Consider the following 13,794-nt stretch of genomic DNA (forward strand, 5'->3'; position numbering starts at 1 on the left):
ATCGACTATGCCTGCAGCTTGTGTTCCATTTGGTCGATGCGCTGATCTAGCCGTTTAATATCTTCCTCTGTCGCCAGGTGTAATTCAACCAGCATCTTCTGTAGCTGTACGCGTACGATTTCTTTAAGAGCGTCCTGCTGCTCCTCCCCCTTCTTGATCAACTTTGCCACCAGCGCCTTCGACTCTTCAGGGGCAACTTCTCCCTTTGCCACAAGCTCCTTGACGTAGTTTTCCAGTTTTTCTTTGGTCGCAATCGTAATTCCCAGACCGAGCGAAACTGCATTCTTGATCAAATCACTCATCTCTAACACTCCTCTACAAACAATAATTAGGCATTATGATTTCCAATAGGTGCCAATGGTATGTACGCGGAGCAGAAATCAATGATAAAATGATGAATTGTTATTTTTGATGAGGCCTAGTATCGTTAACAAGCGGCCGCTTATCCGTGCAATGTTTTCCCGAGAAGAAAAAAAGGTTGCCCTACAGATCAACTTTTTGACCTTAAGTGACAACCTTTTCTAGATTAAATTAGTTTGGGTAGACTATCTTTCCGCCAGGAAAACTCTCGTTATTAATGCACGCCGCCGGATGCGCTGATTCTTTCACCCGTTAGCCAAGCGGCGTCATCTGAGGCAAGGAAAACCACGGTCGGGGTTATATCTTCCGGTTTCCCAAAACGGCCACCCAGCGGCGTAGCCGCAGCAAGAGCCTTTCCAGCCTCACTGGTGACGAAACCGGCGTTGCCCTCCGTATCCGTAAAGCCTGGAGCAACAGTATTGACGCGAATATTCCGCGGAGCGAGCTCCTTCGCGAGTGCCAGCGTCATCGTATCTACCGCACCTTTACTCGAAGCGTAAAGCATAGTAGTCGGAACCGGGTTTTTAGTCGCAATCGTGCCGATATTGATAATGCTTCCGCCTTCTGTAGGGAAATGTTTCAATGCTTGCTGCGTGGTCAGAATTGGTCCAAGCACGTTAATGTTATACTGGCGGTGGAACAACTCCTCCGTCACTTCCTCTAATGGCTGGAATTCGAAGATGCCGGCATTGTTGACCAGGATGTTCGGCGTACCAAGTGCACTTTTCGTCTCCTCGAACAGTCGTTCAACGTCCGCGGCTTTGGACATATCGCCCTGAACTGCGATTGCTCTGCCCCCTCTTTCGGTAATTTCTGTTACAACACGATCCGCCCCTTGTCTGCTGGAGGAATAATTAACGACAACGGCCGCACCGGCCTCTGCCAATCCTTTTGCTATGCCAGCACCGATTCCCTTCGACGCGCCTGTTACTATTGCCACTTTACCTGTTAAATTTGCCATGATATATATTCCCCTTTTCATAATTAAAATAATATATTTTTTGAACTTTTCTGTTATTAAAATGATGCCTAATTATCCAGTAATACGAGTTGTTCCTCGTAAAATGCAAGATTATTGTGTTAATACTCTTTTATATGTGGATAAGATTCCGGCATGCAATCCTTCATGGTACAGGTTGTAACGCAGAGATTGCTCAGGAGTTACCATAAGGAGTCCCGTGGAAGTATTAATCGCGTCTACACTTTCGTTCAAGCGATCCATTGGATACTGCTTGCGGATTCTATCTAGTTGTTCTGTCAATAGGATTTTCAGCTCTGGCAATGTCGGTTTTGGAAGGGAATCAGGGTAATCCAACGGTCCCTTACCTGATCCAAACCGTTCAACAAACCCTTCCGGCAGATTCATCGCAAGTTTCAGCTGCGACAGCGTCAAGTGCTCTGTAACGAAATAGATATGACCAAGTTGCCAACGGATATTATTGCGGCAACCAGGGGGAATACGATCTATGAGTTCCTCAGTCAGGCCTTCCATTGCTAATAGAGTTTGTGCTCTAATTATGCCCATGTCTTCGAAAATCGTTGTTTTCATTGTATCGCTCCATTATGTTTATTAACTATCTATTTTAATTCACAACGGACTGCATGTAGCTTTCTTAAGCACGTTTTGGATATTATTGCGATTTGTGATATGTCTGAAATCCGATTTTGCCGCGACAACCTAATTAGGTTATCACATACGACCATAATACCCCGTTACATACTTTGAATTGATTAGCTTCATCTTGGGTAACCTACGTCTCCTTCTACCGCAGTACCTCAAGTCTGCCGTATTCATGCAATCGTGTGGCCTTCATTGAATCTCTATATATCTTGCTTTCTCCTTACATGCAGATGAGTTATACTTACCTGAGCAGTGTTCCACATAAAAGGATCACTGTTCCGTTTATGATTATACGGAGCACCGCTCCAGTTGTCAAGGAGGGAAAATATGCGAGCCGATGCGAAGAAAAACTATGAACACATACTGGCAGTCGCAAGCGTAGTTGTAACCCAACATGGCGCCGATGCATCCATGCGTGATATCGCTCGTAGGGCTGGCGTCGGGCTAGGCACATTGTATCGTCACTTCCCGACCAGAGAGGCGCTGCTAGATACATTGCTCCGCGCAGGCTTCGATGAGCTCACGGCAAAGGCATGTGAGCTCGAAACTGCGAGTTCACCAGATGATGCACTTGTGTCGTGGCTACATGACGTCGTTACATTCACGGGTAACTATCAAGGGGTTGTGGCAGCAATGATTGCAGCCATCGAGGATACCGATTCCGCACTCCATGCTTCGTGCGTCACATTGCGAACGGCAGGCGCTCGGCTTCTCACTCGCACTCAGGCTGCGGGACTTGCGCGTAGCGACATGAATGGTGATGACTTGTTCTCGCTAGCTGCTGCTCTCGCTTGGCTAGGTGACCAGCCCTCATCCGCACCACGAGCTGAGCGTCTCTTCCGTATTATCGCGAGTGCGATCATAACGAATAGACCAAGCAATCTATCGCTCCCCGCCGATTTTCAGATGAATCAGAATCCATAGAAGTACATCCCAAGTCCGCTCCCGCCGCTAGGTGGGGGCTATTTGACGTCGACCATTTGCGACGACTTCTAAACATATTGTCATTTATTGGCGGATAATTTTAACAATGGACAACAAGAAGCCGGCATCTTTTGAAGATACCGGCCTTTAAATTATTTTAAAAATAATTAATCAAATTTAGATTTCAATCATCTCGACTATCTCCCACTCACACATTTCTCCCATCCCGATGAAATCATGTAGACTTAACGCAGGACTCGCTCGATGATGAAGCCGATCGCATCATTTAAATCTAACGGATGACGCAGAATAATACTTAGCCACAAAACGGCACCTATAGTTGTGATTGAAAGGAAAACTGTAGTCTCTTTACCGTTATATCTGCCGAATTTTCGCATCGCATATCCGACTCCGATAGTTAGGGCATAGACGGCGACCAAAATCGTCATGCAGATCCGTCCTTCTTCATCCGACGCCCGTTATTTCTCCATTTGGCCGAGACGATGAAGAGGATGGGAAGGAGTACGGCGAATAAGAAGTAGTATTCGAACAAATATTTTTTTATCCAATCGAGATTCTCGACGTTATTCATAAACAGCATCGAATACGCAGATATGACCCAAATCATCGGATAAATCACGCTGGTTCGCTTCTCAATTTTGAGCAGCTGGCAGACTCCCAAAACTGCGCAATAGAATAGTATGCACAGTTTAATAAATACTACCAGCACAATATTCACAGCAAGAATCGCTTCCAAATGCTCGATGAAACCGGTAAATCTCATTTCGCGGAACATCGAAAAGATTGGGTAAACCAATTGTTGGCCGCGATACACACCAAGAACCCCAATCGAAATAAAGACGCAAGCGGTCAACATTGCGCCTGCGACAGCAATTCCCGAAATAAACGAGATATTCACTTTCCTCTGCACGAATGGAATAAGCATCAAGAACGCCACCGTCTCCATAAAGGGAAACGCCAGTACGAATCGGGTTTGAATTACGACATCACTCAGCTGAAAAGGGTAGGCGACGTGAAAATAACGCCACTTCCACTCCCGTAGCATGATGGCAATCGGAACCCAGAATGCTGAATAAAGGTAAGGCACCAATAGTTCGTTCACCAAAGCAATTGATTCGATCCCCTTCGACACGGCATACGCACTGACGAGCAATATCATGATATGGAATATAGAAATTGGTGTGAGTGGCATGAGGTTAATATGCATGAAATCGCCAAGATTGTGTGTTACCCAGGATGCGATCTGGATGAAAAAGACGATATATAGTAAAGAGACGAGACCACCGGCCCACTTGCCGAATGCCTGCAAGGCGATCTCGATGAGTGTCTTTCCTGGATACAGCTTTGCAAGGTACAAGTAGCCGAAAGCAAGCACCAGTCCATACAAGGTCGCCCAAATGACGACAATCCAACCATATTGTTTTGCACTCGCGATGATCGGGCCGGGAAGTAAAATAAACGCAGTACCGATGACATAGATTTGCGTCAACAAGTGAAACTGCCACGCGCTCAGCCGGACGGAATCCATATGCGCTTTACCCCTCCTTGCCTTCCATGGTATAGGGATCCCTCTTGTTGCCGGTCGTCGTAACGTCAGATGTGACCGAGAAATTTACTGACGTCCCCCGCCATGAATCCGAAGTAGCACCTTCATCCTGCAAGCCCAATAGATCCCAGTTCTTTAGTCTTCCCAACTCAAGCATCTTCTCTGCTTTGTCCGCTACGACGTTATTAAACGCCTTTTCGATCATATGTACGTTATGCAACGTTAATTTGCTATCTTGTTGGTTGTTCAATATGCGGAGATCAGCATGAATAAGGATGTTGAGACGATTGGCCGATCGATCCCATTTCCGTTTCACTTGGACATTATTCGTCTCTACGTCGACGTAACTTCCGCCTACTTTAACCGTTTCTGTGAATTTACGATATCTCGTATTCAAGATGTGATAATAGTATTTATTCTGACTGTCCAAGCGTCCTTCCATGCGTCCTTTGAAGAACACCGCGCTGTCATCAAAAAAGGATGGCGCTTGTTTGCTGGCGTCAATCTGCTCCAATCTCTCAGTAGTTTCCGCCGGTTTACCGCGGTAGTGGATCATCGGTATAAGTGTCGGCAATTGGAATTCCATACCTGTCACGACGTCTTTGACACGGATTGGCTCTACGCCCCCCGCAAAGGACCCCCGCGAAAGAACGCGAACAAGCGAAGTGGCATGGCGACCGGGCATCTTTTCAAGTGTCGTAAAGCTGTTCATTACAGTCTGTAGAGGGGAATCCGTCACAAACAGATAAGCGTTCATGCGCCATTCCGGAGTCGTTTCCAAGTAGTTGAGAATATCAATGATTCCATGACGGGCCACCTCTTCGGATAAGATATAGCAATGCAAATGTGAGGTGAAAAGCAAACGCGGCATCATCGTGCTCGATTTTTGAATAAACCGGCCCAGGCTATATTCCTTAAAACGATACGTGTATACCGATGCTTTAGATCCACCACCTTGCCTCGAGGAGAGGGCCGGTGGGTTGATCACTTGGTAATAAGCAATATACATGCCAGTCGATGGTTCCCGGTCGATGCCGATTGAGGTGACAATTGCCAGTTCATTGATTTCCTTCTTGTCCCAGCAACCTGAACAGAAAAGTAATGCGACTAGTAAGCTCAAGAGCCATAATTTTCGCAATGTTCGCCCCCCTATTTCTTCCTAGAGAACATCTGAGGTTTTCGATTCATCCAGAACCGAGGTACACGCAGGATAGTGTCTTTGAAGTCAGACAGTATCAAAGGCGCTATGGGAGACATGTACTTCACACCGAAAGAACGCAATGAGACTAGATGGATCAAAACAAACAGTGTTCCGCACAGAATACCGTATAATCCCATAAAGCCGGCCAGGAACATGAACACGAATTGTAGGACCCGCTGGGCAATACCAAAGCCGTAAACTGGCGACACGAAATTGGAGATTGCCGTTATTGAAACTACGATTACCATAGCCGCTGAAACGAGTCCTGCTTCGACCGTTGTCATGCCAAGTACTAGCGCACCGACGATGGAGATCGATTGACCTGCAATCCGAGGCATCCGCAAACCGGCTTCACGTAAAATCTCGAAAGTAACCATCATAATCATTGCTTCCAGGAACGCCGGGAAAGGTACAGCTTCCCTTTGCGCAGCTAGGTTAATCAAGAGCGAAGTCGGTAGTAACTCCTGATGAAATGTGACCACTGCTATATATAAAGGAGGGATAAAGATCGAGAGCATAAAAGCGAACATTCGCAACCATCGCGATAGTGTAGCGATATCCGGCCTTTGGTAATAATCTTCTGGTGAAGAGAAGAGTTGAAAAAAAGTCACTGGACCTATCAATGCAATCGGAGTGCCGTCGGTGAGAAGCGCTACTTGCCCATCCAACAGTTTGCCAGTCACCGCGTCCGGCCGTTCTGTCCCGATGAGTTGCGGGAACGGTGAAAACGTCTTGTCTTGAATCCAATCTTCCAAATAAGAACTTTCCAGAATGCTGTCAGCATGGATGGATTGCAGTCGACGACGGAATTCTTCTACGACTTCAATGGGGGCTACGTCGGGCAAATAGGTCAAATAGACTGTGGTTTGTGTTTTAGTTCCTATGGTCATTTGTTCAAAAACTAAATGTTCACTTTTGAGCCGTTTACGGATGAGCGCCACGTTCCGACCGATGTCCTCGACGAAACCTTCCCGTGGTCCGCGTACTGTGGCTTCCGACTGTGGCTCGGTTATACTGCGATAGTCACTACGTTTGACGTCAAAGCTTAGGAAATGGTTAACGTGCGTTGGTATCAGCAGGCACTGGCCCTCCAGCAGCAGGCGCACACCCTCATCGGCATCAGTCCATTCCTTGTTTTGGACAAAGGGAATGTGGCGATGAAACCAATCCAGATCGTTCAGATCGTATTCCTCTTCCTCTTCGATTGGAACAGCGGCAAGCATGGGTTTAACGACAAACTCATCAACGAGAGCCGATTCCACAATCGAGGATAGATAGAGGCAAGTGAATGACGAAGATCCACGGAAAGGGAACGGCCGAATAACGAAGTCAATAGCCCCCTTCATACGATTTTGGATTTGATCCTGCATCGGCTCGGTAACGGATAGTTTATGCACTGTTGCCCCCCCATCATTGAGTTATTGTTTACAACCATTAGTAAAATATACCAATGAAGCTAGCCCAGCTCTTATTCCAGTTTTAGTTATTGTGTATAAACATTAGAAAAATATACCACTGAAGCGAGCCCATATCGTATTAGCGCTACGGATCCAAGTCACCAATGCAAAAGCAAAAGGGTACAAATTCCTTGAAATAGAGAATCTCAAGAATTTGTACCCTTTGCATTGAGATGGTAGGTTCCTTCCCACCTCTTATCAAGGTATTATTTAAATTTGCGCAGCTCCCTGAGTCCATTTCGTAATTCATCCACAAAGAGCATCGGCTGTTCCCACGCCGCGAAGTGTCCTCCTTTGTCGAGGTTATTGAAATAAATAAGATTCGGATACGCCTTTTGTGTCCAGTTCTTCGGAGCTTCATAGACCTCGTCGGGAAATACGCTCACAGCAACGGGAAGTTTGACACCCTTAATGCCAAAGAACGGATATTTATTCTCCCAGTATAGGCGAGCTGCAGAAATAGGCGTATTGGTTAACCAGTAGAGCGTAATGTTGTCGAGAACATCGTCTCGTGAAAGGCCTCCAGGTTGTCCATTAAATGCCTGTGAGATCAGCGAAAGGCTTTTCGCGTCATGGTCCAGCATGAATGCCGCCAAACCTACAGGTGAATCCGCGAGTCCCATAAGCGTCTGCGGGCGAGTTCCCATAATCTGCGCGTATGCAACACGCTTGTAGAAGAAGTCCAGCTGCTCGCATGCGCGTTTTTCATCACCTGTAAGACCAGGCGGACAACCCTTCCCAGCCTGAATAGCCTTCTCGAGATCGGACGGAACTACAAAGGGCAAGTTAGTGTGAATGCCGATTAGTCCACTAGGCTGTTGGACACCCATTACGTCTGCAATAATGGCTCCCCAGTCGCCGCCTTGCGCCACATACTTCTTGTACCCGAGACGAGTCATCAGCTCTCCATAAGCACGAGCAATGCGGTCAGGGCCCCATCCGGTCGTGGTCGGCTTGCCCGAAAACCCATAACCAGGCATTGACGGAATAACGACATCGAAGGCGTCCGATGCCTTCCCACCATAGGCTGTGGGATTGGTCAATGGGTCGATTAGCTTCAGCTTCTCGACAATCGAGCCGGGCCAGCCGTGCATAAGGATGACTGGCAGCGCATCTTTATGCTTCGATCGAACGTGAATAAAGTGAATGTCCTCTCCATCGATATTAGTGACGTACATCGGCAAAGCGTTCAACTTGGCCTCAAATTTTCGCCAGTCGTAATTGTTCGCCCAATAATGTGCTAGGTTTTTCATCGTTGCAAGCTGCGTGCCTTGCGCTTGATCCAACACCGTTTCTTTGTCCGGCCATCTAGTCGCAAGTATACGCCTCCGCAAATCGGTAAGCTCCGACTCCGGAATATGTACCTGAAACGGTCGAATGGCTTTCGACTCTATTTTGGATTCAAGCGGAACTCTATATGAATTAGCGCTAGTTTTCTGTGCAATCGTGCCGAATGTTGTCAATTCCAAGGATAAGACCACAATCATAGTCAAACGAAACCAGAACTTACGGCTAGATAAATTCAATTGCAATAACTCTCCTTTCTTAAAGTACAAAGGATCAAATACACCATAACTTCTACGCCAATGGCATCTTCCTCTTATCCACCGCGCCATTTAGCTCTTCGATTTCGTAGTTCTTGAAGCTTTGCCCATACTTGTTGGTAGATCTGACCTGTGCTGCTTCCGCGTTTACAAGTTTTTCACTTGGTACAAGCATTCTTAGCAGACCCACGAACCCCCGAATTGTAAGTAAGGTGAAACTGATGCACGCAAAAGTATGCAGGATCGTCCATGACTTCCACTCAAATAACTTCGTTTTCTTTTCTAGCGCCCACTGCAGCACCGTCATCGGCACGCTGAAAAATAAACTTCGGATCAAAAGTTCTGCAGGCTTGCTGTTGTAGCTCATTCTTACCCATACCACACTCAGCAGCGGGTAAAACAATAAGTCGAATAAGATGTTCGTTTCAAACGTCTTGGAAAAAGGTCTCACTGGATAAGAAATCATCTTTCTTTTAATAAAAAATGAATCCATGAGTGTACAAATCACACCTTTTGCAAAAAATACGGTTAAGAGCATAAGCAAGTTTTTTCGTTTCAAAACATACGGGGTTGAGGCCACGGAAACCAGAAGCAGCACCCTTAGCAGCAGTTTTTCCAACATAATTTCCTCCTCGATAGGAAAATCTCTTACCCATATTGTGCTTTCAAATGCTTTCATATATGAAGGATGATATTTCCTGCTTTCAATTATTTTCCTAACATAAAAAGCCGTATTGACAAGGTTTTGTCAGTACGGCTTACTTTTTAAATGACGGAGTGAAAGCAAAATCTTCTGGAAGAAAATACTTTAATTCTCGTCCGGATATGTGGGAATGCTTCAATCATAGCTGCGTTTTTCGACGGTAACCCTCATCTAGGATTTGTTTTAAACCCTCAGCTCTTTTATTCATATATGTGGTCCAAAATAACCTTCCTTTTTCAGCAAGTTCTTCCTGTGAATATTTTCCCACCTCAAATTTCCCCCAACAACCATCTTGAGTTAGTTTATCCCAACCTATGTAATCCGCATAAAGACGGTTTTCCAGTGGTACGTCTGATCCCATTGAGCATGATTTAACCAGTTCAGGACAAAGCCACATTGCCGTGCAAACAGACAATAATCCACCGTGTATTTCGTTTAAGCCTTGTAAACCTGACGTTTTAAGTGCTTCTTCCCAAGCGATATGATTGTTATGATTTGCTGTGATTAAGATAATTTGAGGGTACTTGTAATTAATATGTTTGACGAAAGCCCCCTCCCAATAAGAGCCTCCATGTCCACTGCAGACCAAGAACTTTTTGAAACCTTGTTTGATCAGGTTAGTAATGACTTCTTCCAACAAGGATGTTAATATATTGGGGCTTACAGTAACAGTTCCCTTGAAATTGGCATGCTCCTCGGAGGTATTAAACGGAATTGTAGGTAAAATGTAAGCATTTAATTCTCTTCCATAAGTTTCAGCGAATAGCTCTGCGATAAGCGTATCTAAATGCATGGGTAAGTACGGTCCGAACTGTTCCGTTGCTCCTACCGATAGAATAACTGTATCAATGCCGCTATTTGAAATTTCCGTTGTTGTGTTCTTAAAACTTAGCATAATAACACTCCCTAAATACGTACAGTTTTTCATACCATAACAAACTATATTACTCGCATGGTGTTGACAAATAAGCCTACTAATTGCTTAAGATCCCTTTAAAAGCGTAAAGCTAGCTTTTTTGTTCAAGTAGCCAACTATACAGCTCTTGATTGCTCAATGCTGCACGCATTATGTCATGTCCTTGATCTGGATATATAGTAAGTCTAGCTCTCCCTTGATGTTGCTCTATAGCGTTTATCATGTTTGTCATGTGTTCTACTGGTACTATATTATCTTTCGCCCCATGAAATGCCCAAATTGATGTGTTTTGGAGTTGCTCTGCTTTTGAAATTTGGCCGCCTGAACTAAGGGGCACAATTGCAGCAAACTTTTTTGGATGATGGATAGCTAAATCCCAAACTCCATATCCTCCCATACTATATCCAATCAAATATATACGTTTTCGATCTACGCGATGATCAGCTACAACCTCGTCTATCAGAGCTGTAACCGCATCACGCTCCATATTCCAATAAGACTCATATGGACATTGAGGAACTACAACTATGAAAGGTAGTGATAATTCACCCTCGTTCATTATTTCAAGTAGTCCATAATTCGATAATTGGGATATGTCTTCACCCCTCATATCCATTCCATGTAAAAAAATAATGAGTCCCCACTCACAATTTAAGTCTGCATATCCCTCTGGATGAGAAATGAGATAATCAATCTGTACTTTTTTTGTAATTTCCACGCATAGCTTACTAGGTTGTATTGTCATTCATATATTCCTTTCATTTAGTAAACGTTTCTCTAACGCCTAACATTGGGAATGAAACCACGCTTAATTACATGCTTTTTCATATTTGCATCATAGACTTGTGAAATCCAAGTCAATATAAGGAATATCATTTTCTAAATTATTAATATAAAAAGTTAGTGCTTCCTTATTCCAATCACTCCAATTATCAAAGTTATCCATATCAGCACTGCGGTGTATAAGACCAATAACGATAGCTTGTCTTAAATTAATAAATAAAGGAATGGCATCTATTGCACTACGACTTAGTGTATTTTCTTTAGAGTATCCTTGAAAAAAATTCGAGAAAAATCGTTTTGTTATTGTCTTTCGTTTATTCACATCTGTAATAATAAATGGTATTGGAGTTTCATGAAATATCGATGTTGCAATTTCAGAAGCAAACCAACTGTACTCGCATTGATCAAAGTCAATGATGCTCGGGTGATCTTCATGATTCAGGTAATTTCCCGGACTAATGTCTCCATGAATAAGCCCAAACGAATCTCTGTCTCTGGATAATGATTGAATTTGACTTATTATCAACTCAAGTTTGTGTTGGAGCATCTCATTAGGTACATAATTTTGAAATTTTGTAACAGCTGCATTGTCAGTCCAATCGTATCTTTTTTGAATAGGTGAAAACTCTTTTGATAACTTATGCATTTTTCCAGTAAACCTACCAATTCGTTCATAAAAGATATCACTTTCGACGCAAATTTCAGCCCTTCTGCCGGGAGCGAACTCAAAAACAGTTGCAATAAAACAGTTATCAACTAGTTCAATAACTTCAACATATTCACCTCGATTAGAAAGTAAGGCTTTAGATACAGTCATTCCGGAATCGGCTAGATAAGAAATAAACTCGATCTCAGCAAGCGTCATATCCTTACTCCTGTGTGAGCTATGAGCAATCCTTAATATCACATTTTTTGATTCACGCTTCCCTAAAAACACAAAATTTTGAAAACCGTCAAGTTTTATAGTATCTGCAAAGTTAATTCCAAATCGGCTCGCAGCCTCTAAAAAAATTTCTTTTTTAAATTTGTCTTTAATAGAACTTTCGATATAAATCTCCTCCAATTAAAAGCAGCGATTAGAATCCACATTTTTTAATTCCCTTATTAAAAATAATAAGTAATTAATAATAAATTGGTAGATAATAATTGATTATTGTTAAATTATCCCTTTCTCCGTTAGTCCGTTGCTACGCCCTTTCCTCTCGAATGGGATGAAACTGCTAGCCAACCAATAATGTAGCTCGATGCATTTGATGAGGAAAACAATACTCCACCAAGTAAGTTTGACCCCGGTGAACCATCATTCTCTCGTACACAAAACGCTATACCTCGATTAACATTTTTCTCTAAAGCTTTCATAAAACTTGGGTCATCCACCATTGGACCAAAAAGGTATTCTACCTCAGTCTCTAGTTTCAACCATCCCATTATGTTTTCATTTGTTGCGTTTACGACATTCGTCATTCAGCTTCCCCCCAAGAATCAATTACCTCCTAAACTTACCGCAGTATACTGTCCGTTAACGAATTGAAGGTCTACCAAGTGGTAGACCTTCAGATATTTCCCCTAGTGTAGTCCGATGGAGCTTAACAAAACATCTTCCTTGAGGAGGCTAAAAATGGTAATACTCTTTTCACCTTCGTTATCACATTGATTAAGTATATACACATAATGTTCTTTCGTCTCATCCATGCTAATTCTCTTACATCTGTAAACCTGTTTACCATGCTCAGANCATTCCATCCCTGGTATTATCAATGGTCCAAGTGACTTCCCTGCCGTTTGAATGAACATCATGTATAGAGTAACCACCGTCGATAATCGGTGGAATGAGCATGAGATAGTCACCTTTTCCTTCTTTATGGCGCTGAACCATCTCATTTAAACGGTCTACATCCAACATATTGAAATTGTGAAGGATTATGCTTTTTCTGTCTGTTGCAAAATTTAAAACTAAGATCATTACCAACACTCCGATAATACCTAGTAGTATTCCAATAGTTACCTTTATTCGAATAATGAATAGACCCCATTTCCTAACACATTAGATGTACGCAAACTCTATCTCGTAATGTATTTTTAACAAGCTACCCCTTAGCCCAATCGTTTTTACTAAGCTTGTAATAATTGTATCTTTCGTTATTTAATTCGATAACACCTTGATAAATGAACCCGCTTTTTTGTATCACCCTATTGGAAGGTACGTTCGGTATTAGAGCAATTGCATTAATCACTTCAACGTTTGTATTCTCAAATAAATACTTCGTTAACCCTTCTGTAGCTTGCGTGGTATAACCTTTACCTCTATGATCCTTTGAGATTGCAAACATGATCTCTCGGTTTGGAGTCGGCAATTCCTCTTTTATACCTGTACAGCACCAACCAATAAATTCTCCCGAAGCTTTCAATATGATACCTAACCGAAGTCGAAGTTCACCTATGACCCCACCTTTAGATACGGCATTTATAAATTGTTTGTTTCCAGGTATTTCATAATTCTTTAACCACTCTTCCCTCTGTTCTCTAGATACGTTCCAACCAGGCAGATAGTCATAAATTTCAGGTTGCATTGTTAGAGAGTGAAATTCATCCAAATCATCAAGTAAGTACTCTCTAAGGTAGACATCCTTACAATCAATACCAAAGATATTCTTTTCGCTCAATGTTTCCACCCCATTTTCTGGTGTTACCCATCATCTGATGTATGGTCTTACATTC

The 13,794-nt window shown here is 43.3% G+C and carries 15 protein-coding genes; 1 reads left to right on the forward strand and 14 read right to left on the reverse strand.

The window, feature by feature from the left end:
* Positions 1–5: 5 nt before the first annotated feature.
* From GQF01_RS14150 to GQF01_RS14160, 3 genes are all read right to left on the reverse strand, one after another.
* On the reverse strand, positions 6–302 hold the full coding sequence (locus tag GQF01_RS14150) for a phasin family protein (protein ID WP_161407462.1): 297 nt from the start codon (positions 300–302) through the stop codon (positions 6–8).
* A 272-nt stretch (positions 303–574) separates the two neighbouring features.
* Positions 575–1,321, reverse strand: a complete 747-nt coding sequence (locus tag GQF01_RS14155; RefSeq protein ID WP_161407463.1) for an SDR family NAD(P)-dependent oxidoreductase — start codon at positions 1,319–1,321, stop codon at positions 575–577.
* Between the two features lie 111 nt (positions 1,322–1,432).
* Positions 1,433–1,909, reverse strand: coding sequence for a DinB family protein (locus GQF01_RS14160; protein ID WP_161407464.1), 477 nt, complete (start codon positions 1,907–1,909; stop codon positions 1,433–1,435).
* Between the two features lie 399 nt (positions 1,910–2,308).
* Between GQF01_RS14160 and GQF01_RS14165 the strand changes: the two genes are divergently transcribed.
* Positions 2,309–2,905 (forward strand): TetR/AcrR family transcriptional regulator, encoded by a 597-nt coding sequence (locus GQF01_RS14165; protein ID WP_161407465.1) that lies wholly within the window; start codon positions 2,309–2,311, stop codon positions 2,903–2,905.
* A gap of 245 nt (positions 2,906–3,150) precedes the next feature.
* On the opposite strand, the gene GQF01_RS14170 is transcribed toward GQF01_RS14165, so the two are convergent.
* From GQF01_RS14170 to GQF01_RS14225, 11 genes are all read right to left on the reverse strand, one after another.
* Positions 3,151–3,354: a hypothetical protein gene (locus GQF01_RS14170; protein ID WP_161407466.1), complete on the reverse strand. Its 204-nt coding sequence runs from the start codon at positions 3,352–3,354 to the stop codon at positions 3,151–3,153.
* Entirely contained in the window at positions 3,351–4,454 is a 1,104-nt protein-coding gene (locus tag GQF01_RS14175) for a GerAB/ArcD/ProY family transporter (RefSeq protein WP_161407467.1), read from the reverse strand. The genes GQF01_RS14170 and GQF01_RS14175 overlap by 4 nt, the downstream gene beginning before the upstream one ends.
* A gap of 7 nt (positions 4,455–4,461) precedes the next feature.
* Positions 4,462–5,610 (reverse strand): Ger(x)C family spore germination protein, encoded by a 1,149-nt coding sequence (locus tag GQF01_RS14180; protein ID WP_161407468.1) that lies wholly within the window; start codon positions 5,608–5,610, stop codon positions 4,462–4,464.
* Positions 5,611–5,621: 11 nt separating this feature from the next.
* Entirely contained in the window at positions 5,622–7,070 is a 1,449-nt protein-coding gene (locus GQF01_RS14185) for a spore germination protein (RefSeq protein ID WP_161407469.1), read from the reverse strand.
* 266 nt (positions 7,071–7,336) lie between these two features.
* Positions 7,337–8,656, reverse strand: a complete 1,320-nt coding sequence (locus tag GQF01_RS14190; RefSeq protein ID WP_235959696.1) for an epoxide hydrolase family protein — start codon at positions 8,654–8,656, stop codon at positions 7,337–7,339.
* Between the two features lie 52 nt (positions 8,657–8,708).
* Entirely contained in the window at positions 8,709–9,296 is a 588-nt protein-coding gene (locus tag GQF01_RS14195; protein ID WP_202556360.1) for a CBO0543 family protein, read from the reverse strand.
* A gap of 220 nt (positions 9,297–9,516) precedes the next feature.
* Complete coding sequence (locus GQF01_RS14200; RefSeq protein ID WP_161407470.1) at positions 9,517–10,272, reverse strand: creatininase family protein; 756 nt, start codon at positions 10,270–10,272, stop codon at positions 9,517–9,519.
* Between the two features lie 112 nt (positions 10,273–10,384).
* Positions 10,385–11,011, reverse strand: a complete 627-nt coding sequence (locus GQF01_RS36850; protein WP_161407471.1) for a carboxylesterase family protein — start codon at positions 11,009–11,011, stop codon at positions 10,385–10,387.
* 117 nt (positions 11,012–11,128) lie between these two features.
* The gene (locus GQF01_RS14210) at positions 11,129–12,139 is read right to left on the reverse strand and encodes a phosphotransferase enzyme family protein (RefSeq protein WP_161407472.1); all 1,011 of its coding nucleotides are present in this window, start codon (positions 12,137–12,139) and stop codon (positions 11,129–11,131) included.
* 113 nt (positions 12,140–12,252) lie between these two features.
* Positions 12,253–12,540 (reverse strand): hypothetical protein, encoded by a 288-nt coding sequence (locus tag GQF01_RS14215; protein WP_161407473.1) that lies wholly within the window; start codon positions 12,538–12,540, stop codon positions 12,253–12,255.
* 623 nt (positions 12,541–13,163) lie between these two features.
* The gene (locus GQF01_RS14225; RefSeq protein ID WP_202556362.1) at positions 13,164–13,739 is read right to left on the reverse strand and encodes a GNAT family N-acetyltransferase; all 576 of its coding nucleotides are present in this window, start codon (positions 13,737–13,739) and stop codon (positions 13,164–13,166) included.
* Positions 13,740–13,794: the final 55 nt, after the last annotated feature.

This window comes from Paenibacillus silvestris, from assembly GCF_009882985.1.
GTDB lineage: Bacteria > Bacillota > Bacilli > Paenibacillales > NBRC-103111 > Paenibacillus_E > Paenibacillus_E silvestris.